At 70.3% G+C, this 23,982-nt stretch carries 17 protein-coding genes, 2 tRNA genes and 1 riboswitch; of the genes, 6 read left to right on the top strand and 13 right to left on the bottom strand.

Features of this window, described 5'->3' with window-relative positions; translation table 11 throughout:
* Window positions 1–60: 60 nt before the first annotated feature.
* Window positions 61–1,632: an amidase family protein gene (locus tag ASG96_RS06485; protein WP_057587407.1), complete on the bottom strand. Its 1,572-nt coding sequence runs from the start codon at window positions 1,630–1,632 to the stop codon at window positions 61–63.
* Window positions 1,633–1,772: 140 nt separating this feature from the next.
* On the opposite strand from ASG96_RS06485, the gene ASG96_RS06480 reads away from it, so the two are divergent.
* On the top strand, window positions 1,773–2,522 hold the full coding sequence (locus ASG96_RS06480) for an MIP/aquaporin family protein (RefSeq protein WP_057587405.1): 750 nt from the start codon (window positions 1,773–1,775) through the stop codon (window positions 2,520–2,522).
* A 55-nt stretch (window positions 2,523–2,577) separates the two neighbouring features.
* A complete protein-coding gene (locus ASG96_RS06475; protein WP_235509086.1) occupies window positions 2,578–4,878 on the top strand; it encodes an MMPL family transporter in 2,301 nt (766 codons plus the stop codon).
* Here ASG96_RS06475 and ASG96_RS06470 read toward each other — a convergent pair.
* The gene (locus ASG96_RS06470; RefSeq protein WP_235506387.1) at window positions 4,844–5,356 is read right to left on the bottom strand and encodes a hypothetical protein; all 513 of its coding nucleotides are present in this window, start codon (window positions 5,354–5,356) and stop codon (window positions 4,844–4,846) included. The two genes, ASG96_RS06475 and ASG96_RS06470, sit on opposite strands and share 35 nt — an antisense overlap.
* Window positions 5,357–5,499: 143 nt before the next feature.
* Here ASG96_RS06470 and ASG96_RS06465 point away from each other — a divergent pair, with 143 nt between their 5' ends.
* Window positions 5,500–8,283, top strand: coding sequence for a cation-transporting P-type ATPase (locus ASG96_RS06465; RefSeq protein WP_056752341.1), 2,784 nt, complete (start codon window positions 5,500–5,502; stop codon window positions 8,281–8,283).
* 9 nt (window positions 8,284–8,292) lie between these two features.
* On the opposite strand, the gene ASG96_RS06460 is transcribed toward ASG96_RS06465, so the two are convergent.
* Window positions 8,293–9,339, bottom strand: coding sequence for a type I asparaginase (locus tag ASG96_RS06460; RefSeq protein ID WP_157610702.1), 1,047 nt, complete (start codon window positions 9,337–9,339; stop codon window positions 8,293–8,295).
* A 233-nt stretch (window positions 9,340–9,572) separates the two neighbouring features.
* On the opposite strand from ASG96_RS06460, the gene ASG96_RS06455 reads away from it, so the two are divergent.
* Complete coding sequence (locus ASG96_RS06455; protein ID WP_082588483.1) at window positions 9,573–10,280, top strand: hypothetical protein; 708 nt, start codon at window positions 9,573–9,575, stop codon at window positions 10,278–10,280.
* A gap of 187 nt (window positions 10,281–10,467) precedes the next feature.
* On the opposite strand, the gene ASG96_RS06450 is transcribed toward ASG96_RS06455, so the two are convergent.
* From ASG96_RS06450 to ASG96_RS06440, 3 genes are all read right to left on the bottom strand, one after another.
* Window positions 10,468–10,914, bottom strand: a complete 447-nt coding sequence (locus tag ASG96_RS06450) for a DUF6325 family protein (RefSeq protein ID WP_056752336.1) — start codon at window positions 10,912–10,914, stop codon at window positions 10,468–10,470.
* A 453-nt stretch (window positions 10,915–11,367) separates the two neighbouring features.
* Window positions 11,368–12,423, bottom strand: coding sequence for an ABC transporter permease (locus ASG96_RS06445; protein ID WP_057587403.1), 1,056 nt, complete (start codon window positions 12,421–12,423; stop codon window positions 11,368–11,370).
* Window positions 12,417–13,061 carry an ABC transporter ATP-binding protein gene (locus tag ASG96_RS06440; protein WP_157610700.1) on the bottom strand — a complete coding sequence of 215 codons (645 nt, stop codon included), beginning with the start codon at window positions 13,059–13,061 and terminating at the stop codon, window positions 12,417–12,419. Before ASG96_RS06440 ends, ASG96_RS06445 begins: the two co-directional genes overlap by 7 nt.
* A gap of 399 nt (window positions 13,062–13,460) precedes the next feature.
* On the opposite strand from ASG96_RS06440, the gene ASG96_RS06435 reads away from it, so the two are divergent.
* Both ASG96_RS06435 and ASG96_RS06430 read left to right on the top strand, forming a co-directional pair.
* Entirely contained in the window at window positions 13,461–14,564 is a 1,104-nt protein-coding gene (locus ASG96_RS06435; protein WP_162262025.1) for a cytochrome P450, read from the top strand.
* Window positions 14,565–14,660: 96 nt separating this feature from the next.
* Window positions 14,661–15,488, top strand: a complete 828-nt coding sequence (locus tag ASG96_RS06430; protein WP_057587399.1) for a PhzF family phenazine biosynthesis protein — start codon at window positions 14,661–14,663, stop codon at window positions 15,486–15,488.
* Between the two features lie 192 nt (window positions 15,489–15,680).
* Here the strand turns inward: ASG96_RS06430 and ASG96_RS23160 are convergent.
* From ASG96_RS23160 to ASG96_RS06405, 7 genes are all read right to left on the bottom strand, one after another.
* Window positions 15,681–15,755, bottom strand: a tRNA-OTHER gene (locus tag ASG96_RS23160).
* Window positions 15,756–16,463: 708 nt separating this feature from the next.
* Window positions 16,464–18,749 carry a CHAT domain-containing protein gene (locus ASG96_RS06425; protein ID WP_057587397.1) on the bottom strand — a complete coding sequence of 762 codons (2,286 nt, stop codon included), beginning with the start codon at window positions 18,747–18,749 and terminating at the stop codon, window positions 16,464–16,466.
* 775 nt (window positions 18,750–19,524) lie between these two features.
* Entirely contained in the window at window positions 19,525–19,680 is a 156-nt protein-coding gene (locus ASG96_RS23750; protein WP_200962658.1) for a hypothetical protein, read from the bottom strand.
* Between the two features lie 494 nt (window positions 19,681–20,174).
* Window positions 20,175–20,247: transfer RNA gene (locus tag ASG96_RS06420), tRNA-Thr, on the bottom strand.
* A 152-nt stretch (window positions 20,248–20,399) separates the two neighbouring features.
* Entirely contained in the window at window positions 20,400–21,041 is a 642-nt protein-coding gene (locus ASG96_RS24530) for a transglycosylase family protein (protein ID WP_304437877.1), read from the bottom strand.
* A gap of 12 nt (window positions 21,042–21,053) precedes the next feature.
* Window positions 21,054–21,267, bottom strand: a riboswitch (cyclic di-AMP (ydaO/yuaA leader).
* A gap of 295 nt (window positions 21,268–21,562) precedes the next feature.
* Window positions 21,563–23,410, bottom strand: coding sequence for a serine/threonine-protein kinase (locus tag ASG96_RS06410; RefSeq protein ID WP_057587394.1), 1,848 nt, complete (start codon window positions 23,408–23,410; stop codon window positions 21,563–21,565).
* A 100-nt stretch (window positions 23,411–23,510) separates the two neighbouring features.
* Window positions 23,511–23,942: a CBS domain-containing protein gene (locus tag ASG96_RS06405; RefSeq protein WP_056752316.1), complete on the bottom strand. Its 432-nt coding sequence runs from the start codon at window positions 23,940–23,942 to the stop codon at window positions 23,511–23,513.
* Window positions 23,943–23,982: the final 40 nt, after the last annotated feature.

Below are 23,982 nucleotides of genomic sequence, written 5' to 3'. Positions count from 1 at the left end.
CCCCGAACCGTCGGCGCACCACGGAAACCACGAGCTCGGCAGGAGCGCCCGATCGGCCGGCTAGCGGCGACCTGCCCCGATCGGTTCACGACGCAGCCGCGTGACTCGCTCGAACGCGTGGGCCATCGACAGCAGTCGGCCGTCCTCACCGGGGCGACCGATGAACGTGGCGCCGACCGGCATCCCGTTGCTGCGCATGCCGGCCGGGACGGTGACCGCCGGGAAGCCGGCGGTCGCGTAGACGGAGGAGTGCCGGTTCGAGAGGCTCACGAGCAGCTCGGTGCGCGTGCCGTCGAAGGTCTCGGCGAGGAGGGCGGCCGCGCGGTCACGGAAGCCGAGCGCGGCTTCGGCATAGGCGTCGGCGTCAGCGCCACGCAGGACGGCGAGGTCCAGGACGCCCTGGCCGGACGGCATACGTCGTCGGGGGTCGGCGAGGTTCCACGCGAGGAGGTCGGCAGCCGTCGTCACGCGGACACCGTCGCCGCGGGCCCCGGTGGCCGCGGCGAGGTAGGGCAGCGTGTCGTGGCACAGGCCACCGAGCACGACCCCGACGAATCCCTTCTCGTACTCGTCCAGCGAGTCGGCGCGCAGGCCGAGCAGGACGTCTGCCGCATCGGCCCCGGCGCGGGTCAGGCCCTCGACGACGCGCCCGAGCACCGCGGCGTTCTCCGAGGTGTCCTCGAAGGGCGACTGCTGCGACAGCACGTCGGCTCGGAGGACGCCGACGCGCACTCCTTCGAGCGCGTCGTCGGCGAGGTCGGTGCGCACCGGGTGCCTCGCGATGATCTCGAGCACGGCGGCCGCGTCGGCGACCGACCGCGCGACGGGCCCGGCCGAGTCCTGAGTGTGCACGAGCGGCACGATGCCGTCGGTGGGGACGACCCCGCGGCTCGGCTTCATCGCGACGACCCCGCTGAAGGCCGCCGGGGCGAGGAGCGACCCGGACGTCTCGGTGCCGATGCTGGCGATGCAGAGCCCTGCCGCGACCCCGACCGCCGAACCACTGCTCGACCCGCCTGGGGAGAACTGCGCCCCAAAGGGATTCATCGCCTGACCGCCGACGGCGCTGATTCCCGCCCGCGACGACATCGCGCCGGCGAGCTCGGACAGGTTGGCCTTCCCGAGGATGACGGCGCCGGCATCGCGCAGCCGGGCCACGAGCGGCGCGTCGTGTTCGGCCAGGTGGTCGGCGAGCAGCGCGGAGCCCGCGGTGGTGTGCAGAGGTGGCGCGGTCTCGATGTTGTCCTTGAGGGTCAGCGGTATGCCGCAGAGCGGGGACGGCGACGCCCCCGCCCGGCGCCGCTCGTCAGCCGATGCGGCCTCGACGAGGGCGTGCGGGTTGAGCTCGAGCAGCGACCTCAGGGTCTCGTCCTGTGCGCGAATCCGACTGAGGCACAGGAGAGTGAGGTCCTGCGAGGTCAGGCGGACCGAGTCCATGAGGCGGCTCAGCTGGACGATCGACGCGTCGCGCACGAGCGTGGCGACGCGCTCGACACGGTCGTCCTCGAAGTCGCGAAGCGCGTCCTCGAACGGCGACAGGTCGAGCGGGCGCAGCCGTGGCGAGGAGGCCGAGCGACGCCCGACCCACCGGCCCGTCAGGGTCGACCGGGCCACGGCCAGGTATCGGTTCACGCCGCTCATGATGTCGGTCGGTGCAGGGCCGCACAGCGAAACGGCGCACAGATGACTGCGCTCGGCACCACCTCACCCCTACTCTGAGCATGAGCGTCCCGGGGGATCGGGCCCGCTCGCCCTGCTACGGAAGGACTCTCATGCCCGACTCCAGCACCGTCGCCGGCCCGACGCCCGACCTCACACGCAAAGCCGTGGCCGAGGCCGTCGGGACGTTCATCCTCGTGTTCTTCGCCGTCGGCGCCGCCGTCGTCGGCCTCGAGACGATGAGCAGGCTCGCCGTCGCGCTGAGCTTCGGCTTCGTCCTGCTCGCCCTCGCCTACGCCATCGGCCCCGTCTCGGGCTGCCACGTCAACCCGGCCGTGACCCTGGGTGTCCTCATGCGCAAGGGCATCACGACGACCGAGGCCGTCTACTACTGGATCGCCCAGCTCGTCGGCGCGATCCTCGGCGCGGCCCTGCTCAAGCTCATGGTCTCGAGCTTCGGCGGCGTCAAGGACGAGACCGGCGCCCTCGGGACCAACAACTGGGGCCTGACCATCACGGCGGGTGGCACCTTCGTGCTCGAGGTGGTCCTCACCTTCCTGCTCGTCTTCGTCGTGCTCCTCGTGACCAGCCGGGCCGCGGCGCCGGGCTTCGCCGGACTCGCGATCGGCCTCGTGCTCACCGTGATCCACATCGTCGGCATCCCGCTCGACGGCACCTCGGTCAACCCGGCACGGTCCATCGGCCCGGCCCTGCTCTACGGTGGCGAGCCGCTCGCCCACGTGTGGATGTTCATCGTCGCGCCGCTCATCGGTGGTGCCATCGCGGCCCTCGCCTCCCCGTTCTTCGAGACGGCCGTCTCGAAGAACGACGTCGACCCGACGGGCGCCGACGTCCCCGAGTGACCCGGCTCCACCGGCTGTCCAACCTTGCGGTCCCGGCCTGCTCCATGATGTGTCCATGAGCGACGCATCCGGGGGCAGGCACGGGTCGACGAGACCGAAGGGCCGCGCCGCCGTGCGGTGGGTCGCCGCCCTGGCCGTGCTGGCTTGGCTCGCCATCGGCGGGGTCGGCGGCCCCCTGGTGGGACGCCTCTCCGAGGTCGCCACCAACGACAACGCGAACTTCCTTCCCCCGTCGGCCGAGTCGACGTCGGTGAGCAAGCTCGTGGGCCGCACCACCGACACCCAGACGCTCCCCTACCTCGTCGTCGTCGAGCGACCGAGCGGACTGACCCCGGCCGACCTCGCGGCCGTCCAGCGCTACGTCGACGGCATCCCCGGGCTCGAGCTCGCCGAGCCGGGGCGCACCGTCGGCCAGTTCCTCCAGGCTCCCCCGACGGCGGCGATCCCCAGTCCGGACCGGCAGGCCGCGCTCGTCCCCGTCCCGTTCGTCGCCGACAAGGCCGAGGACACCATCGACGGTGACACCGCGTTGTATGCCGTCGCCCAGACCCTGCGCGAGTCCGCCGCGTCGACGTTGGGCTCGACCGGACTGACCGTGCACGTCACGGGGGCCGGTGGGTTCTTCGCCGACTTCATCATCGCCTTCAGCGGCATCGACGGGATCCTGCTCCTCGTCGCGCTCGGCGTCGTCTTCCTCATCCTGCTCATCGTCTACCGGAGCCCGATCCTGCCCTTCGCCGTGCTCATCACCGCGATGTTCGGCCTCTCGCTGGCGGCTCTCGTCGTCTTCCCCCTCGCCGAGAACGGCTCCATCAGCCTGAGCGGCCAGAGCCAGGGCATCCTGTCGATCCTCGTCGTCGGCGCCGCCACGGACTACGCCCTGCTCCTCGTCGCGCGGTTCAAGGAGGAGCTGCACGACGAGGAGTCGACGTGGGCGGCCATGAAGATCGCGTGGCGGGCCTCCCTCGAGCCGATCGCCGCGAGCGCCGCGACCGTCGTCCTCGGACTGCTGTGCCTGCGCCTGTCCGACCTCGGCAGCACCAAGGGGCTCGGACCCGTGGGCGCCCTCGGGATCGTCGGCGCCTTCGTCGCGTCGCTGACCTTCCTGCCCGCCGTCCTGCTCCTCATCGGGCGGCGCATCTTCTGGCCGCAGGTGCCCCACGTCGACCACGTGCACGGGGCAGACGCGGTCGGCACCCGGGGCATCTGGGGCCGCGTGGCCGGCGTGGTCGGACTCCACCCGCGGCGCGTCTGGGTGGTCACGTTCCTCGCCCTCGCGACGTGTGCGGCGTTCCTGCCGACGCTCAACGCCCGCGGAATCGCCCAGTCCGACCTCTTCCTCACCAGGGTCGACTCCGTCACGGGGCAGGAGGTGCTGGCACGCCACTTCCCCGCCGGGTCGGGCTCGCCGGTGCAGATCGCCGTCCCCGAGGCCGAGGCCGACGCCGTGGTCGCGGTGCTCGAGTCGACCGACGGCGTCAGCAGCGCGCAGGTGGGCCTCGTGCCCGGCCAGCCCCCCAAGGTCGTCGACGGCGAGGTCATCGTGCAGGCCACGCTCGACGCGGCCGCCGACAGCGTCGAGGCCGAGGACACCATCGAGACGCTCCGGTCGTCCCTCGACCCGGTGGGCACCGACGTCCTCGTCGGCGGGACCACGGCGACGAACCTCGACGTGCGCCTCGCCAGCGAGCGCGACCTCAAGGTCATCATCCCGACGATCCTCGCCGTCATCTTCGTCGTGCTCATGCTGCTGCTGCGCTCGATCGTGGCCCCCCTCGTCCTCGTCGCCGCGAACGTCCTGTCCTTCGCCGCGACGATGGGCGTCTCCGCCATCGCGTTCAACCACGTGTTCGGCTTCCCGGGCTCCGACCCGTCGACACCGCTCTACGGCTTCGTCTTCCTCGTCGCCCTCGGGATCGACTACTCGATCTTCCTCATGACGCGCGTCCGCGAGGAGTCGCGCGCCCGCGGCACCCGTCCCGGCATCCTCGTGGGGCTCGCGGTGACGGGCGGCGTCATCACGAGCGCCGGCATCGTCCTCGCGTCGACCTTCTCGGCGCTCGCGGTGCTCCCGATCCTCTTCCTCGTGCAGATCGCCTTCATCGTCGCCTTCGGCGTCCTGCTCGACACGCTCGTCGTGCGCAGCCTGCTCGTCCCGGCGGTCTCCTACGACCTCGGCGACCGCATCTGGTGGCCCATCGGCCTCCGCCGGGCGTCGAGCGGGGCGTCGAGCGGTGCGTCGAGCGGTGCGTCGAGCGGGGCGTCCGGCACGGACGAGGGCGACGGCGACGCGGACGGCGAGGGGTCTCCTGCGCCGCGGACTAGTGCGGCTTCAGGACGATCTGCAGAGCGATGACCGTGAGCCCGACCAGGCCCCCGGCGAGCGCCCCGACGACCAGCCACGGTCCCCGGAGGCCGGCCCGCCTGCTCGCGATCGCCGACAGGAAGGCCAGGGTCAGCATCCCCGTGATCTCCACGACGGGAAGGGTGTCGGCGGTCCTGAGAGATGTCGCCCGACCGATGGCCAGGACGGCGAGCGGGGGCACGGCTGCCAGCAGCAGATGCACCTGCCGGCGCGCCACGGCGAGCCATTCCGAGGTCGTGAGCCCGCGCTGCACCGCTGCGTGCTCCTGGAGCAGCTCCGAGAACGCATGCGCCAGGCACACGGCCACGACGGGAGAGACGACGACGACGGCAGCGGCCGGGAACGACAGCTCGGACCAGCCGGAGTAGGCGGACAGGACGGCCATCACGACGATGGTCGCGTACGTCAGACGCTCGAGGTCCAGGGCGACCCCGGCGACGCGCACCGAATGCGGATCTTGACTCGTCACGCGGTCAAGGCTCGCACGGAAGTCGTGACCGCTCAGCGGATCGTCGGACGACATGGCGGAGCGGACCTGCCACGCAGGGGGGCCGGTTGGTACTAGCGTGACAGATGCTGAGGTTGAGGCACCCGGAGCTGAGGGGACGACCCATGAGCGAGAGCGGCACGCCGACGTCGACGGCGGACACCGAGACCCCACCATTCGCGCTGGACGCCGACGAGGTCGTGGCCGCGGCCGGCTCCGACGCCGACTCCGGGTTGAGCGGGACCCTGGCGGCGAGCCGTCTGACGACCTTCGGTCCCAACGCGATCGCTGCCGAGAAGCCGCCGTCCGCGTGGGTCGTCGCCGCGAGCCAGCTGCGCGACCCGATGAACATCATGCTGGTGGCCGTCGTGGTCGTGAGCCTGGTCATCGGCCAGGTGTCGACCGGCGTGATCGTCGGGTTGCTCATCGTCCTCAACCTCGCCCTCGGCACCCGGCAGGAGCTGACGGCCCGGGCGAGCGTCGACGCCCTCGCCAAGATGCAGACACCACAGGCGCGAGTCGTCCGTGACGGCGCCGTCTCCCTCGTCCCCGCCACCGAGATCGTGCCTGGGGACGTGGTGCAGGTCGAGGCAGGTGACATCGTCCCGGCGGACGGACGCATCGTCAGGTCCGCCACCCTCGAGGCCCAGGAGGCTGCGCTGACCGGGGAGAGCGTGCCGATCGCGAAGGACCACTCCGCTCTGGGGTCCGTGGACGTCGCTCTCGGCGACCGGACCAACATGCTCTTCCAGAACACGTCCATCACACGCGGCACGGGCACCATCGTGGTCACGGCGACCGGGCAGCAGACGCAGATGGGCCAGATCGCGACGATGCTCAGCTCGGTCACGCGTACGCGTTCACCGCTGCAGAAGGAGCTCGACTCCCTCACCAAGGTGCTGGGCGTCATCGCGTGGGGAGCGGTCGCCGTCATCGTCGTCGTCGGTCTCGTCCGCGGGACACCGGGCAAGGACCTCCTGCTGCTGGGCACGGCGATGGCCGTCTCCGCGATCCCCACGGGGATGCCGGCCTTCGTCTCCGGACTCCTCTCGATCGGGGCGAAGCAGCTGACGGCGGCCAAGGCCGTGGTGAAGAACCTCACCGACGTCGAGACGCTCGGGTCGACGAGCGCGATCAACACCGACAAGACGGGCACGCTGACGCTCAACGAGATGATGGTGTCCACGCTGTACGCGAGCGGGTCGTGGTTCACCGTCGACGGCGAGGGCTACCGCAAGAGCGGGGCGATCCGGGCCGTGGCCGGCACTCCGGTCCCCGACTTCACACGTCTGGGGCTGGGGCTGTGTCTCGACAGCGACGCGGTGGTCGGCGACGACGGCTCGGTGATCGGAGACCCCACCGAGGCGGCGCTGGTGGTGCTCGCCGCCAAGCTCGGGATCGACGCCGAGGAGACCCGCCGCACCTACCCGCGCCTGTCCGAGGTGCCCTTCGACTCCGAGTACAAGTTCATGGCCACGTTCCACCGGGTGACGCTCGACGGCGCCGAGCACCTCATCGAGCTCGTCAAGGGCGCCCCCGACGTCGTCATCGCCCGGTGCACCCTGGCCGGCGGTCCGCTCAGTGGCTCGCAGGTTCCCATCGAGCAGGCGCTCGACGGCCTCCAGGAGGCCAACGAGCGGATGGGCGGCAAGGGTCTGCGCGTGCTCGCGTTCGCGGCCCGTCTCGTCGCCGACGACGAGGTGGCGACCATGACCGCAGACCCGATGGCCCTGACGCAGGGCCTGTCCTTCGTCGGGCTCGCCGGGATCATCGACCCCCTGCGCGCCGAGGCGAGGAGCGCTGTCGCGACGGCCCTCAGGGCCGGGATCGACGTGCGGATGATCACCGGTGACCACGCCGTCACGGCCCAGGCGATCGGCCAGGAGCTGGGGCTGGGTCCGGGGGCCATCAGCGGCGCCGAGCTGCAGGCGCTCAGCGACGAGGAGCTGAAGCGGCAGCTGCCGGCCCTGCACGTGTTCGGCCGGGTGACGCCCGAGGACAAGCTCCGGCTGGCGCGCGCGATGCAGGAGGAGGGGATGATCGTCGCGATGACCGGCGACGCCGTCAACGACGCGGCCGCCCTCAAGCAGGCTGACATCGGCGTCGCGATGGGGAGCGGCAGCGAGGTGACCAAGCAGGCCGCGCGCATGGTGCTCACCGACGACAACTTCGGGACGCTCGTCCATGCCGTCGAGATCGGGAGGCGCGTCTACGACAAGGTCGTCTCGTACGTGCGCTACCAGATGACCCAGCTGCTCTCGCTGGTGTTCCTGTTCCTCGCAGCGACGGTGTTCGACGTCAACCGGGGTGTCGCGATGACCCCGACCATGGTGCTCTTCCTGCTGTTCTTCGCCACGGCCGTGGGTGTCATCATCATCGCCGTCGACCCGGGCGACCCCGACGTCATGAGCCGCCCGCCCCGCGACCCCGGCATCCCCATCACGAACCGGTCAGCGGTCGTCATGTGGGTGGCCTATGCGCTCGTGCTCTTCCTCGCGGCCTTCATGCCGCTGGTGCTCGGACCGGACGAGCCGAGCCCGACGCGAGCATCCGTGTCCATGACGATGACGTTCGTCGTGATGGGCCTCGGCACCGCGTTCAACGCGGTGGTCAACCGGCGCGACCCCACGAGTGGCCTCACCCCGCCGATCCTCAGGGCGCTGGCGATCGCCCTCGTTCCCGTGGGGATGCTGCTCCTGGCGACCCAGCTCCCGACGTTGCAGCAGGCGCTCCTGACCTCCCAGCTCACGCCGCGCGAGTGGCTCGTCTGCGCAGCCCTGGCCGCCGCGCTCCCCGTCGTCGTCGAGCTCGGCAAGCTGGTCAGGAGGCGCCGACGCGAGCCTGCTGAGGCCCTCGACCCGCAGTCGACGGTCGCGCCTGCCCGCGCCCTGACGACGCCGCGCGCCTGAGCTGCGACATCAGGTGGCCCCTGCCCCCGTCGGAGCCGCGACGTCGTCCCTCCTCGTCAGCTCGCCGGCGACGTCACGTTGCATCAGGTCGGCCACGACCGAGGTGTCGAGGCCCTGGCCGAGCAGGACCGCGAGCTTGGTGAGCGCCGCCTCGCACGTCATGTCGTAGCCCGGCACGGCTCCGGCCCGCATGAGTGCCGACCCCGTGGCGTACGCCCCCGGCTGCACCGAGCCGCGGACGCACTGGGTGACGACGACCACGACGATGTCCTGGGCCGTGGCGGCCTCGACCACAGCCATGAACGCCCGGTCGTTCGACGGTCCGTTGCCCGCCCCGTAGGCCTCGACGACCAGGCCCTGCAGCGGCGGTCGGCACAGGTTCGCGAGGATGGAGGCCGAGAACCCGGGAAAGAGCCGCACGGCCGCGACCTCCCCCAGCCGCCCGGCCCTGAGCTCGGGCTCTCCTCCGGCCGGGCGCACCAGGGAGTCCCGGACGTCGATGTCGATGCCGATCGCGGCGAGCGGCGGGAAGCGGGGGGAGTCGAAGGCGTCGAGGCCCGAGGCGTCGACCTTCGTGGCCCGGTTGCCTCGGAGCAGCACCTCCCCGAAGAGCAGCGTGGACTCGGGGACGTCGGACCGCGCCGCGACCTGGAGAGCCCCGATGAGGTTCTGCCGTCCGTCGCTGCGGGTGCGGGCGATGGGGATCTGCGAACCGGTGACGATGACGGGCTTGCCGAACGACGGGAGCAGGAACGAGAGTGCGGACGCCGTGTAGGCCATCGTGTCCGTCCCGTGCAGGACGACGAACCCGCGGTGCTCCTTGCGGCGCTCGTGGAGGACCCGCGCGATGGCGCACCAGTCGTCGGGCGTCGCGTTGGCGGAGTCGATCGGCGGATCGAGCTCCTCGAAGACGATCGGGGGCAGCTCGCCCCGCGAGTTCTCCACGATCCAGTCGACGTAGGGGGCCAGCGCGCCAGCCACCGGCGCGTAGCCGTCGGGGGTGTCGACCATCCCGATGGTGCCGCCGGTGTGGAGCACGAACACGCTGTCGCTCACCAGGTGTCTCCCTTGGTCGGATCCCGGACTCCGCGCGAGCCCACGCCTCGTGCCGCCGGTGCCGGCGCCACGCGCAGCTCACCGTGGCACCCACGACAAGCCCTGTCCAGCCGGACCCTGTCGTGGACGCGCTCGCCGGATCTGTCCCGCATGACCGGCGAGCCGAAGGCCGGTGTCGTGGCGGTCTGCCACGATCGGTCCCGACAGCGGCCGCGAGCGCATACAACTGGAGCATGAGCATGCATCAGGACGAGGACGGTCTGGCCGAGTCACGCGCTGATCTCGGACCGCGAGGGCGAGTGCTCGACGAGATCCGCACGCCGAGGGCGGCAGCCATCGCCGGGATCGCCTTCGCCCTGCTCCTGGGAGCGGTCATCATCCTGATGTACCTGGCCCTCCCGGGCACCGGCACGCGGTCGACGTGGATCACCGATACGGCGCGCCGCGACAGGGTCGCGCTGGCGATGCAGCTGACCCCCTACGCCGGCATCGCCTTCCTGTGGTTCATCGGGGTGATCCGTTCCCGTCTCGGGGCCCGAGAGGACAAGCTGTTCGCCACGGCCTTCCTCGGCTCCGGCCTGCTCTTCGTCGCGATGCTGTTCGCCGCTTCCGCGGACGTCGGGGCGTTGCTGTCGCTCTACGACGGGCCCGACAGCGTCTCGCCGGAGTACGTCCGCCAGGTGGGAGCGGTGAGCACGGCGCTCCTGACGACGTTCGGCATCCGCATGGCAGCGGTCTTCACCATGGTCGTCACGAACCTCGGCCGGCGCACCGGCATCGTGCCGCGGTGGCTGGTGGCGGTGGGGTTCGTGGTCGCGGTGGTCCTGCTCCTTGCGCCGCCGCGGACGGTCTGGGCCGTCCTGCTCTTCCCGCTCTGGGTCCTGCTCCTCAGCCTGCACCTGCTCGTCACGTCCTTCCGACCGGAGCCGGCGGCGGCGTAGGGCAGCACGGAGCGCCGTGGGGCCCTGGGCGGGCCCCACGGCTGGACTCAGGCGTCAGCGGCGATCGCGGCGATCGTCGCGCCGGTCTTCACGGCGCTCACCGCGCCGGTGAATTCCGTGCGCGACGACGACGGCGCCACCGACGGCGGCCACTGTCCTTCTCCTGCGCCTGGCTGCGAGTGGCATGTCAGGCTCCTTCCTCTTCGTCGGACTCGATGGCCGCGATGACGGCCTGGATCGGGATGCGCCCGCTGGCCACGAGCTGGCCGCCGGCGTGACGCACCGCCGCGCCGAAGGGGGCCGCCCACAGGTTCTCCCACACCAGGACGGCCGCTGAGCTGCCCGGCTCGATGGTCTCGGCCAGGTCGGCGACGTCCTGCTCGCTGAGCAGCATGGCCAGCTCGGTCTCGTACGCGCGGAGCTCGCCGATCTCGGAGTCCTCCATGTCCGTCGCCTCGAACGCCTCGAAGCTGCCGTCCTCCGCCTTCTTGAAGAACAGCAGGTCCAGGACCCGGATGAGGTCGCGATCCACGTAGTCCTTGAGGATCGGGGCGATCTTGCCGTTGAGGGTGCTGCCCTCGAACTCCACGACGATCCAGTCCACCGGACCGAGCTCGTCGACGTTGAGAGTCATGTCATCTTCTCCTTGGTGTGCGTCAGGTGTGGATCAGTGCGTCCGGTGGAGGTGCAGGCCTGGGCCGACAGACCACGGGCGACAGTCGGGGTGCCGCACCGCGACGGGGCGATGGGTCGCGACGCGTGCGGGTCCGCCTGCGTTGCCCACAACGCTAGGAGCCGTCCGCCCGTGCAGCCTCACCCGCTGGGGATGAACCCTGCCTGCCGGCGGCCGTGGAGTGTCCCTGTCGGGTGGTCGGGGGCCGTCCCCTGTTTGGGGTCCGGCCCTCTTGCTGGTCTCGTCGTCTATTCGCTCTGCTTGCGACCCGGCCCGGGTGCCTGCGCTTTCCGCGCCGGAGGCGCAGCTCGAGCCGGTCCAGAACGTCCTCAGGTCGTCGGCGAGGTCGTGCACCCGACGCGTCACGTATCGACGCCTCCTCGGGCCGACGCCGATGTGGGCGCGTCCCTTCGCCTAAGGTCCTGCCAACGCGAGGGCGGGGTCCACCCGGAGGACTCGCGTGATACCAGCGACGCTCGCCACGACCCCGAGACCGATGGCGACCACCGCGAGCACCAGGCACGGGGTGAGGCCGAGGCCGATGGTCAGCGGAAAGGCCGGCAAGAGTGCCTGCGCGAGGAGGACCGCGCCGGCCGCGGCGGCCACCGACACGGCGAGACCCTCGATCAGAGGGGTCGCGCAAAGCCGCCATGGAGCGGCACCGATGGCCTTGAGGACGGCCACGTCGCGCACTCGGTCGAGGGCCGAAAGGTAGCAGACGAAGGCCACGATGCTGCCGGCCACGAGCCAGAGGAGGACAGAGAGGAGGCCAAGGGTCCTGGTCGCGACCTGAAGTGGTCGGCGTAGGTCGTCCCGGACATCGCGCGGCGTCATGACCACCAGGTCTGGTGGGAGAACGGCGGGTTTGCCCCGCATGACGAGCGCGCTGGCCAGGTCGTCGCCGTGGTAGGCGATGGCCTGGCCCTGAGAGAGCGTCATGACCACGGTAGGCGTACCCCCGTTGTACGTCAGCCCGGCAAGGGTTCCGACCACCGTCAGACGAACACCGGCGAGCGTCAAGGTTGTTCCGAGCGGGACGCCCAGGCTCTCGTCGACCGCGACCTCGCCCTCGGCGCGAGGCGGCCGGCCTGCGGTCGGTCGAGGCTGGACGACACCATCGGGACGGTAGGCGATGACGTTGACGTCGACGGGACCGCTGGACTGGGCCCCGTCGACGACGTGTCGGAAGATCGCCACCGGGGTCATGGCGACTGCTCGAGGGGGGTCCGCGATCAGCTCCGCCGTCGAGGTCCTCATCGGGGAGTTCGTGGTGAAGGGACCTGCCAGACCTCGCGTCACGACCCAGGCGTCACCGCCGAAGAAGGTGATGGTCCGGTCCGTCTCCTCGAGGAAGCTGTCGTGAACGGACTGGAGCAACAGGGTGACGGCGAAGACGAGCATGGCCGCGCAGACGCCCACGACGATGCGGCGGGCTCGCCACTGCAGGTCGCGCAAGGTGATGGTCAGCATGGCGTGGTCAGGTCCACCACGTCGTCGGCGGCCTGTATTACTCGGAGATCATGCGTGGCGACGAGGACGAGTCGACCCGGCCGGACGAGCGAGCGGAGGAGCGTCAACATCGCGCCGACCTGCGGTTGATCCAGGTGGGCGGTCGGCTCGTCGGCCAAGAACAGCGGAGGATCTCCGACGAGGCCGCGCGCGATCGCGACCCGCTGCTGCTCGCCGCCCGAGAGACTCCCGGGTCGGTGGTGCAAGCGGTGAGCGAGACCCATCCCGGACAAGAGCTCGGTGGCGCGCCGTCGAGCGACCGAGCGCTGGACGCCCGTCATCAGCAGCGGCGCCATGACGTTCTCGACGGCATCGAGACTGGCGATCAAGTTGAACGACTGGAACGCCAGGCCCACGCAGTCCCGACGGTGCTGCAGCATCTGCGGACGTGACGAGAGCGCGAGCTCGCGGCCCGAGAAGGTGACGGAGCCTCGAGCCGGTGTCAACAAGCCGGCCAGGACCGACAGCAGCGTGGTCTTGCCCCCGCCGCTCGGGGCGCACACCACCATGAGCCGACCATCGGTACCGACGAATGACAGGTTCTCCAGGGGCCGGACGCAGCTGGGGCCTGAGCCCAGCTCCACGGTCAGGCCGGACACGATGAGGTCAGCACGACTGGTCACGCTCGCCCCTCACCCCCCGAGACTCTCCCGGACCCGCCTGGCGGTGGGCCCCTTCACGGGTCATCGTGGCAGCCCCCCGTGGATCTTGCGGTCCATCTCGCGGGATTCGGCCAATGGTCCCGAAAACGCAGACCGACGGGCATCGACGTGCGACGGTGGGCCATGCGAACCGGCTTGCTCCAGAGGGCCGCTGGACGTGGGCTCCTGTGGATGCTCGGCCGCCGCGCAGACGGCAGGCACGCGCGTGCTTGGCCCCGCGTACCCGAGGATGCCTACACCCTCGTGCGTCGCGATGGGCTCGACCCGGTGGCGGCCCTCCTCGACCGAGACGCTGTGACGAGGCTTCGGCTCCCGTTCCGGTTCCGCGGGTGGCTCGTGACCGGGTACCCGGACGTGCGCTCGGTGCTCGCGGACTCCGCCGGCTACAGCAACGACCTGGTGGGTCGGCTCGGGGCATCGGCCGCAGGGAAGCACCACCTTGGCGGTCTGGGCTTGTGCGACCCGCCCGAGCACACGCGGCTGCGGCATCTGCTCGTCCCCGAGTTCACCGGGCGTCGCCTCCAGGACCTGCAGCCGCTCATCGAGGGCATCGTCGACGACGCCTTGGACGACCTGTCAAGGCTCGGAGACGCAGGTGAGCCGGTCGATCTCGTCGAGCACCTGGCCCGTCCGGTCGCCGCCCGCACCATCTCCATGATGCTGGGTCTCGATGAGGATGAGCACGCCGTGCTCCATCGGCTCAGTTCCCAGCGGTTCGACCTCGCGGGATCAGGCGGGGGACCTTTCGGACCGATCTCCGACGCCATCGGCCATCTCCTCGAGGTCGTGCGCCGTCAACGCGCACACCCGGCACCGGGACTCATCGGCCGTCTCCTGCGCGATCACGGCACCGAGCTGACCGACACCCAGATCGCAGGTCTGGCCGACGGCCTGTGGACCGGCGGACTCGAGTCCACCACGAGCGCGTTGGCGCTGGGCGGATACCTGCTCGGAACGGACTCCGTGGCGGCACACCTCCTGCGGGACGATGACCGTAAAGGTGTGGACCGATGGGTCGAGGAGCTCTTGCGCTACACCTCGGTCGTGCAGGTGGCGTTCCCCCGGGTGGCGCTGGCAGACGCGGAGCTCGGCGGCGAGCGCGTCCTCGCCGGAGACCTGGTGGTCTGCTCGCTCAGCGCGGCCAACCGCGACGCGAAGTTCGTCGACGACGCCGCCCAGTTTCTGCCGGATGGCCGACCTCGAACTCACCTCGCGTTCGGTCATGGTCCGCACCGGTGCATCGGTGCCGAGCTGGCGCGCCTCGAGCTGCGAACGACACTGCCCCGGCTCGCAGTGCGTTTCCCGCAGCTGCGGGCGGTCGCGCCCATCCCGCGCACCGATGGCGAGCGTCTCTCCTTCATCTACGGCCTCCCAGCCGTTCGCGTCCTGCTCGAGGACGGCGGACCCGCTCACTCGTCGAGGCACGCCGGAAGGCCTTGATCGACCCCAGCTCTCAGGTCCGTCCGGGCCCAGCGGCGACGTCTGCACCCCGCACATGAGGCATCCGCAAGCGGTCAGGCCTGCGATGATGCCGACATGAGCGAGGCCGTGCAACGGTACGTGGCGTTCTCGGATCATCCCGACGGCGGCAACCCCGCTGGTGTCGTGCTCGATGCGGCCGGGTTGAGTGACGATCGCATGCTCGCGATCGCCGCCGACCTGGGATACAGCGAGACGGCCTTCCTGTGCGGCACCGACATCCGCTACTTCTCACCGCTGGCCGAGGTCCCGTTCTGCGGTCACGCCACCATTGCCACGGCGGTGGCCCTGGCCGAGCGCGACGGGCCTGGCGAGGTCGTCCTGGCTACGGCCGGCGGCCCGGTTCCGGTCAAGACCCGGCGCGATCCTGACGGCCGCATCCTGGCGACACTCACCAGCGTGCCAGCGCGGATCTCCCCTATCGGACCCGCGGATCTCGAGGAGCTGCTCGCGTCACTCGGCTGGGGCACCGCCGACCTCGACCCCGCACTGCCGCCACGCATCGGCTATGCCGGCGCCTGGCATCCCGTGATCGCCGCGGCCACGCGCCGGCGCCTCGCCGCGCTCGACTACGACTTCGACCGGCTGGCGACACTCATGGCCGCGCGCGAATGGACGACGATCCAGCTGGTCTGGCGCGAGGCCGGCTCGCTCTTTCACTCGCGCAATCCGTTCCCGCCAGGCGGCGTCGTCGAGGATCCCGCGACCGGCGCCGCGGCCGCTGCGCTCGGCGCGTACCTCCGCGATCTCCAGCTCGTGCCGCTACCCGCAACCGTCACCATCCATCAGGGTGAGGATCTCGGGCGACCTGGACACCTCGTCGTCGATATCCGCGCCGATCGAGCCGAGATCGAGGTCACCGGCACCGCCGTGGCCATCACGTGAACTGCTACCCGAGGGCGGCACGAACGGACGGGGGACGGACTCCGCCACGGGGTGGTGCCCGACCCGCCTTGCCGCACGACGTGCGTCACGGGAGCGGATGACCAGGATCCTGCCCCGGCGAAAAGGTAGGCAGAGCAGTGGGTGACCCGGTGGTGAGCCTGTCGTCGAGCAGCTTTGCGGTGGTCAGAGAGCTGGCGAGGGGACTCGAACCCCTAACCGCCTGTTTACAAGCCTTCGACCGGCGCGACCCCTGAAAACGGCGCTGCCTTGCACAAACACGGCCCGGCGCCGCCGCTCGTCGGCGCCTCGTGCGATCCTCGTGCGATTACCCATGACCAGCCATGTCCGCTCGGGCAAGCGGGTCGCTGTGAAGATCCGGACTCGCAGCGCGGCCACGCCTTGCCGAGCGCGGTCTGTGCCAGGTCCTCGGCGCGTTGCCGGTCACCCGTCAGCAGCCAGGCCATCAAGGGCAACCCCGGGCCGCGCGCGGGGACGAAGACATCGAGGTCGACCTTCGTCCGCGTCTCGGCCACGGTCACCTCCGTCATGGCCACTCCCTCCCTCATCGGGAGAGAGCGGTGAGCATGGTTCAAGCGTTGTCACCGATGGGCGGGGGCTACTCGAGGTTTGGCCAGCATGCGGCGTCGACTGGTAGCCACAGCCGGTTCTTGCGACCTGGTGAGACCGGGATGATGACGGTCGAGCCGCGTCCGCGTCCTATCAGTTCGACCAATAGAATCCGGGCTCGCTATGGATCGGCGGTCGCCGCCACAGCGTCGGCCTCCCGCGTGCGGCCGAGGACCAGATCATCGGCGCCCAGAACGACCTTGTTCCCACCGGACACGCACCGGGGTACCGGGACTGCTTCACCAATCTTGTCCGCGATATCCGCGCCGCTATTCAAGCGTCCGCCCGAGGCCTGCCGAGCGGATAGGCGTCGATCCCGACGAGCAGCGCATGAAGTCGCCCGGACAGTCACGACCTTTCGGTCAGGGCGACGCTCTGCCACGTCGCCGGATGCAGCTGATTTGACCTCGTGGCCTGCGGATTACTGCTGAGCATCATTCTTAGCTTCCCGTCTTTGGCGGCGTCGCTGATGGTGACGTTCATCGCGAGATGCTGTCCGCGCGTGGGCGAGCCTGCGTGGCCGATCACGCTCCACGGCACGCGGGCCTCGATCTCGTAGCCCTCGTCGCCCGAACGGGAGACGGCGGTGATCCTGCCTTCGGTTCCACCGCTGAACCAGTCCACCCCGCCACCAGCGCTCTGGCGGCCGGCGGGCCTTACCGCCGCGCCGGCCCTGTCGTCGCCGAGCACACCGAGCATGACGAAGAAGTCCTGACGCGGACGTAACGGGTCGGTGGTCGCCATGCCCGTACTGTCGGGCCCGATCTCGAACGAGACCGCGTCCCCGTAGTACCAGTGGGGCGGGTCGTTCACGTCGACGGGGCGCACCGAGGAGTCAGTCACGACGGCGTGCAAGAAGAGAGCTTCGTTGTCCCACAATGCGTGCCACGTGCCGCGCTGTCCGTTGCGGGGGGAGGGCTCGTATCCCGAGACCGGAGTGTCGATCGGCTGGACCGGGACCGAGCGCCAGTCGTCGAAGGAGCCGTCGACTGTCGGCGTGAGGGCGGCGCAGCCGACGGCGAGGTCCGTCGTAGCCTTCGCCGGCATGCCGGTGCTATCGGTCGGGTGGGATCCGCACGCCATCGCGACAACCGGTTCCAGCCTCTGCAGCAGAGTAGGGAGGTGTCGCCACACGAGCCAGCCCGCGACCACGATGGCCGCGAGTGCACCCAGCGTCCAGATGCTGGTCCGGACACCGAGCAGGCGCGACGCGGCCGGGTGGCGAGTGCCGGAGGGGACCTGCGTCGCGGACTCCGTTGGTGGAGCGACCTGCTCGGCCTGCTCGTCCGTTGGCAGTTCCGTGCGCAGGTCTTCCGGCGCGTGTGCCGGAGTGTCCGTCGGGGTGTCCGTCGCGTCGCCGGGTTCGGGCTGGACCCGCTCGAGGATCTCGGTCACGTCCGCGTAGTCCGGACTCTCGGCCGCGATCTGTTGCAGCAGCGGCAGCGCCGTGCTCGTATCCTCCGAGGCGAGAGCGCCCTGTGCCGCGGAGTAGAGCGACTCGATCCGGTCCTGCCGGTTCGGCGTCCGTCTCACGAGCTCCGTGATGTTGAACGGCTGCGCAGATCCTGAGCGCAGGAGCACCGCGGTGCCCCACTCGGAGGCGTCGGCGGACACGGCCATCGCCTTGCGGACCTCGCAGATCGCTGCATCGATGCTCAGCCCTCGACTGAGGAACCAGTAGAACTCGTGGCTGAACACGAGCGCGGCGCGGTCGGAGATCTCGGTCTGCATCGCGACGACGGCTGGCAGACCCTGATGAACCAGTGCCTGACCGACGCCGCTGAACGAGTTGCGGCCGGAGGTCATGGACCCCTCGCACGCGTTGAGGACGGCGAGCTGCAGGTGGCGAGCGTCGTGGAGCAACGTGCCGAGATTCTTGCCGCTGACCAGTTTTGCGGTGCCGTCGTCGTTCTCGAGGGCGAGGAAGCCCGTCTGCTCATGGCGGTCGAAGCCACCGTGACCGATGAAGTGAAAGGCGTGGTAGTCATCGAGCAGGGCTCGGTGAAGCTGGGTGAGGGTCGCATGCTCGAAGACGACGACTTCGAGCTGCCCGCTCTTGACGAGGTCCCCCGTGGTGGCCCGGAGCAGCTGCAGCTCGCGGTCGACCTCGAGCTTGGGCATGTCAGTCGGGCTGGCGCTCATGACGAGCACCCGCAACGGCGGCTGGATGTCGATCACTGGCCGGTCGGCTGAGGCGATGAGACGAACGATCGGCGTGTCCTGCGACAAGGTGAGGAACCGGTCGAGGCGGGTGTCGTAGAGGTACTCCCACGGCACCGTCGCGATCTCGGGCACCTTGTCGAGGCGGAGGCGCAGCCGCAGGTCTTTGTCCTGGGCGGCCGCTGTGGCCAGGCTGTCCCGGAAGGCTCGAGCGACGTCACCCGACAGCAGTGCGTCGGCGAGCCGCCGGCCGTAGTCCTCAATCCCCACATCTCGCCGCGGGGCAGGCGCGAGGCGTCGTGTGGCGACGCGCGGAGGCCCGACCGCCACCTTGAAGTCGAAGAGCTCGTCATCCGTGAACGGCGGCGTGAAGGGGGCGGACACCTGGCCGGCCGGCGAGGACTCAACGCGCGCGGCATACCCCTGGCCCTCAGGCGTGAGAGCGAGGTCGAAATCTAGATACTCACGGCTCATAGGTTTCCTCGAACTGCAGGCAGCGCACCTGCATCAACAGAACGCCGGCCTGGACCCGGTGATACACGTTCGGCGCTGCCCACTTCAGTCCGACGTACCGAGTACTGCAGTTTGACAGGGATCGGTCTGGGCCGCTGCGCTTCGCTGATCGTTGGTGCTGATCATCAGCCGAAGCCGTCCGTTGGCCTTCGCGTCGCTGACGTTGACGTTCTGGCTCCCCACCCTTCGGCCCTGGCCGGAGGCACCGTTCGTCCAATTTCGGTCTAGGGGACGCGGGCCTCGAGCTCGTAGCCCAGTCGCTGACCCTCGCCACGACGTCGCTGCTGCATTGGTCTGCCCGACCACGCGTGGCACGCACGCCACACGCTCGCCCTGGGCGAACTGCTGGAGCTCGACTCCGAGCACCTCCGCGGAGCTCATCTTCTCATTGAGGAACTCGATGACGCACATGCGCAAGGACCTCGCGTCATATAGCCGGCCGTCCGCCGCATCGGCCTCGCCCGGCGATGGCTTGTCCGCCGCACGGAGCCGCGTCGCAAGTCCGGAACGGCGCGCGCCCCGCCGGGCCGTCGTGCGGAAGGGCTGCCAACCGCTCGGGGGGTTGACTGGCGGCGAATAGACACAGCTTTGCGATCGCGCGACTCGGGGCGTGTGGAGGAACCATCCAAGCCGGGTGATCGTGAGCTCGGCATGTTGGGCGGTGAAATCAAGCGTGCTCAAGAACCCGTGGATCCGGAAGAGGTTGGGCTGGTTGTAGCCGCCGATCGGGTTGCGTTCAGTCGTCCTTCTTCAGGCTCGGGTACTTCTTCACCACGGCCGCGCGGACCTTCTCCTGCTCGGCCGCGGTGCCGTGCTGTGCCACCCGAGCCAGCGCATTCCGCGCATGCTCGAGATCGAGGATCGGATACGGATACTTCATCTGCTCGGGCAAGGCGAAGGAAGACTCTTCAGGTTCTTGCGGTTCTTGCCGCTGCTCAGGTCTTTCGTCAGGGAGGTGACCCCTTTGCTCAGCGCGAACGACAGCTGGGTGCTGTGCCTCGTCACCTACCCACCAGTCCGTCCGCACACCGGTTCTTACCGGTCGGTGGCTCGCGCACGCGGGGAGGGGCGGGCCCGTTGAACCACCCGGCATGTCCGAAGAGTCCCCGGCGCGCTGCGAGGCGATGCGGCCCCACTCAGGCGGCGATCAGATGCCTCGAGCACGCTGCCGTGACCCACAAACCCGGCCCTGTCGTGCGATCCATGTGCGATTAGACGCCGAGTTCAGGGACACAAGCATCCACAACTTCCGGGCCCACGGCGGCCCGGCTAGCGACGTTTCCGCAGGTCAAAGTCCCTTTCGGAACCGACGCCACCTTTTGAGATAACAGATGAGAAACAGGTGCGGCTGGGAGGCCAGTTCCCTTATGCACCAATCAAATTCCGAGCTGGCGAGGGGACTCGAACCCCTAACCGCCTGTTTACAAGACAGGTGCGCTACCAGTTGCGCCACGCCAGCACGTCCCGGCGCGAGCGCCGCGGACGGGCGAAAGCGTAGCCGAGCCGGACCGCATACGCCCACACGGCTCGGCCGGGGGAGACGAAAGGACGGCCCCGCGCAAACCCAGGGGTTGGTCGCGCGAGGCCGTCCGGCTCAGTTGTATCAGGAACTCACGGGAGTCGCAGAGTCTGACCCACGAAGATGAGGTTCGGGTTGGTGACCCGGGCCCCGTTCGCCTTCCAGAGGGACTTCCAGCCGCCGGCCACGTGGTAGCGCGCGGCGATCTTGCCGAGGGTGTCACCACTGCGGACGGTGATCTTGGCGCCCTTGGCAGTGTTCTTCTTGGTGGACGTGACGGCATACGTCTTCTTCTTGACGACCTTCTTCGTCGTCACCGGCTTGCGCACGGTCGACCGCGAGACCGGGGTCGACGTGGCGCCGCCGTTGGCGCGCGTCAGGCCCGCGCGCTGCGAGCACACCGGCCAGGCGCCGGGGCCCTGGGAGGCGAGCACACGCTGCGCGACGGCGATCTGCTCGGCCCTGGTGGCGAGGTCCGCGCGCGGTGCGAAGGCCGTGCCGCCGTAGCCGCGCCACGTGCTCTGCACGAACTGGAGTCCGCCGTAGTAGCCGTTGCCGGTGTTGATGTGCCAGTTGCCGCTCGACTCGCACTGGGCGACGCGGTCCCAGACGGAGGCCGCCTTGGCCGACCCGCCCGTGGCGATGCCACCGACGATGGTGGCGGCTCCAGCGATACCGACTCCCGCGATGCGCTGCTTGACCGAGACCTTCTTGGTCGCAGCATGCTTCGACATGTACTGCATGGTGTTTCCTTCCTGACGCGCGCCTGCGGGGTTAGCTGTCGGGTTGGGGCGTCAGGTGCCCTGTCGCGGATGCGACTTCACCCCGAGACCAGATCTCGTCCTCTTGTCATGCGCTTCGACACACATGCACTCACTGGTCACACTGGGTCCCCCGTCCTCGCCCGGCCCACGGCTGTGGGCTGCATCCCTGGCTGGCGAGGCTCGGCGCGCTCAGGGAACGGATTGATGGGTGTCCATGTGAAGTTGTGGGAGCGTTCGTGTGGAGCCGGACGCGACGAAGCGACCCGGGAGCCAAGTGCTGCAGCTCCCGTCCGACCCGAGAGTCGAGGCCGCCGAGCACTGACGGTACGGGACGTTCCAGCCCTGCACAAGGAATGTCGAGACACTTCCGTGATCTTTTCCCAGCCTCTGACAGGGGTTGATGCGCTAGGGACACAGGGCCCGCACAGAGGTCGCATCAGGCACCCACAGACCCCACCGGGCGGGCCTACAGACGCGGCGGTGCGCGGCCGTCAGTGCCCGAACGGGTTGGCCGTGAACGGGTCCCACGTGAGGCTCGTGCCGTGCTGGAGCGCCACGAGAGCGGCCACGACGCCGAAGACGGCGAGCAGCCCGGACACGATCTGCGCGGCGAGGCCGGCCGGCACGAGGCGCCGCGCGATCGAGCGCGACCCCCGCCGCAGCGAGGCACCGCCGGGTCCCCACCACAGCATGAGCAGGCCCAGGACGCCGCCGACGGCGAGCGTGATCGGGGCGCCGGGCCCGAGGTCGCTCCCCTGTGTCCCGGCGAGGAGCAGGGCGGCCGCGAAGATCCCCGCGAGCGCCACGGCGACGGGCAGGAGCAGTCCCACCCCGGTCGCGATGATGCCGACGACGAGGTGCCACGGGCTCGAGACGACGGCGAAGGGCACGTCGCTGCGCCGACGCCCGAAGTCGTAGCGGCGCAGCACGAGCGCCGTGACGGAGCGGTCGGTGGCGCGGGCGAGCGCCGACAGCACCACGAGCACGAGCAGGGCGATGCCCGGCCAGGCCATGAGGGCACCGATCCAGGCGATGCCGACGGCGGCCAGCAGGCCGGTGCGCATCGGCAGGCCGATGCGGGGGTCGCCCTCGCGCGGGGCCGGCTCCGCCTCCTCGTCCCACTCGTCCTCGGGCCAGTAGCCCTGCTGGGCCTGCTCGACGTCCTCGCCCCCGTGCCCGTGGAGGGCGTCGTAGTCCTGCGCTCCGCCCCACTCGTGGTCCGACGCCGGCTCGTCGTCCCAGCCGTGGTCGTATGCCGCCGGGTCGGGTGCGGGCGCCGGGGCGCCGGTCGGGGGCGGGGCCCACCGCACCGGGGTATCGGCCGGGTGCGCAGTCGCCGGCGTCACGGGCGGCATGACGGCGGTGCTGCCGTTCTGGACCACCTGTGTGTCGCCCGGAGTCGCGGCGCGGCCGTCGTCCCAGGGGTTGCCGCTCGGCGTCGGCACGGTCGCCGCACGCCCCGCGGCGTAGAGCTCGAGCGCCGCGATGACCTGGTCGGCGTGGGGCCGCAGCCTCGGGTCGGGTGACAGCGACGCGCGCAGCAGCGGCACGAGCCGAGGGTCGACGCCCTCGAGGTCGACGTCACCGGCGCGGACCCGGGTGAGCACGGCGTCCATGCGGGCGCGGCCGAACGGCGGACGGCCGGACGCGGCATACGTGATCGTGGCGGCCCAGCCCCACCAGTCGGTGGCGTCGGTGATGGCGGCACCCTCGACGAGCTCGGGCGAGAGGTAGCCGGGCGTGCCCATGACGAGCCCGCCGACGGTGTGGCGCACGTCGTCCTGCAGGTGCGCGATGCCGAAGTCGATGAGCACCGGGTCGCCGTCCTCGATGAGGACGTTGCCCGGCTTGATGTCGCGGTGGACGACGCCGCACGCGTGGATCGCGCGGATCGCCTCGGCGATGCCGCGGGCGAGGCGCAGCAGGTCGGCGGGCGCCAGCGGGCCGTGCTCCTCGACGACCTCGTCGAGGGCCGGACCGGGCACGTAGCGCGTCACGATGTAGGGGCGGGGCGCCATGACGTCGGCGTCGATGACGCTCGCGACCCGGGCGTCGCGGATGCGCGAGAGTGTTTCGACCTCACGGGACAGGCGCTGGCGGGCGTCGGCGTCATGGGCCACGTGCGCGCGCAGCACCTTGATCGCCACGGCGCGGCCGCGCGGGTCGAGGGCGAGGTGCACGACGCCCATGCCGCCCTCGCCGATCTCCTCGATGAGGCGGTACGGGCCGATGCGCTGCTGGGACCCGGGACCGCCGGGCTTCGGGACCACGGGCACACCACCGGTGCGCGCGCCGGGCCGCGGGGTGGGCACCCGCTCGGTCCGGTCGTACGCAGTCATGCCCCTACGGTATGCGACTGGCGCGCTGCCGTAGGAACCCTGCGGCAGCGCGCCGCGGAGTGTCCCGGTCGGTGGTGGTTGGTCCCCTTCGTCCCGGTGCTCAGCTGCTGATGTAGTCGCGCAGCTGATCGCGCTCGGACTGCAGCTCGGACAGGCGGTGCTTGACGATGTCACCGATGCTGACGATGGCAGCGAGCTTGCCGTCGGCGTCGACGATCGGCACGTGGCGCACCCGCATCTCGGTCATCGTCCCGGCGAGGTCGGCGATGTTGTCGTCGGCCGAACCGGTGGTGACCTCGCTCGTCATGATCTGCGACACCGGCGCCTCGAGCACGCTCGTGCCCGTGCTGTGGAGGTGGCGGACGACGTCGCGCTCGCTGACGATCCCGTCGACGCTCGAGCCGTCGGTGCTGACGACCACCGCACCGATCCGGTGCTCGGCCAGCAGTGCGAGCAGGCCGGCGACGGTCTCGTCGGGCTTGACGGTGATGACCTCGCTGCCCTTGTAGCGCAGCACGTCAGAAATCTTCACGGCGACTCCTTCACCTCGGCGCGATGCCCTCAGGCGGCCA

Source organism: Terrabacter sp. Soil810, assembly GCF_001429645.1.
Classification (GTDB): Bacteria; Actinomycetota; Actinomycetes; order Actinomycetales; family Dermatophilaceae; genus Terrabacter.
Note: the sequence above shows the minus strand (reverse complement) of the source record. Positions and strands in the feature narration are given on the sequence as shown.

What these genes read in the sequence shown, in the direction of transcription:
- ASG96_RS06480 (WP_057587405.1), top strand. Translation starts at nt 1,773, where the DNA reads ATGCCCGACTCCAGCACCGTCGCCGGCCCGACGCCCGACCTCACACGC.
- ASG96_RS06475 (WP_235509086.1), top strand. Translation starts at nt 2,578, where the DNA reads ATGAGCGACGCATCCGGGGGCAGGCACGGGTCGACGAGACCGAAGGGC.
- ASG96_RS06465 (WP_056752341.1), top strand. Translation starts at nt 5,500, where the DNA reads ATGAGCGAGAGCGGCACGCCGACGTCGACGGCGGACACCGAGACCCCA.
- ASG96_RS06455 (WP_082588483.1), top strand. Translation starts at nt 9,573, where the DNA reads ATGAGCATGCATCAGGACGAGGACGGTCTGGCCGAGTCACGCGCTGAT.
- ASG96_RS06450 (WP_056752336.1), bottom strand. Translation starts at nt 10,914, where the DNA reads ATGACTCTCAACGTCGACGAGCTCGGTCCGGTGGACTGGATCGTCGTG.
- ASG96_RS06445 (WP_057587403.1), bottom strand. Translation starts at nt 12,423, where the DNA reads ATGCTGACCATCACCTTGCGCGACCTGCAGTGGCGAGCCCGCCGCATC.
- ASG96_RS06430 (WP_057587399.1), top strand. Translation starts at nt 14,661, where the DNA reads ATGAGCGAGGCCGTGCAACGGTACGTGGCGTTCTCGGATCATCCCGAC.
- ASG96_RS06425 (WP_057587397.1), bottom strand. Translation starts at nt 18,749, where the DNA reads ATGAGCCGTGAGTATCTAGATTTCGACCTCGCTCTCACGCCTGAGGGC.
- ASG96_RS24530 (WP_304437877.1), bottom strand. Translation starts at nt 21,041, where the DNA reads ATGTCGAAGCATGCTGCGACCAAGAAGGTCTCGGTCAAGCAGCGCATC.
- ASG96_RS06410 (WP_057587394.1), bottom strand. Translation starts at nt 23,410, where the DNA reads ATGACTGCGTACGACCGGACCGAGCGGGTGCCCACCCCGCGGCCCGGC.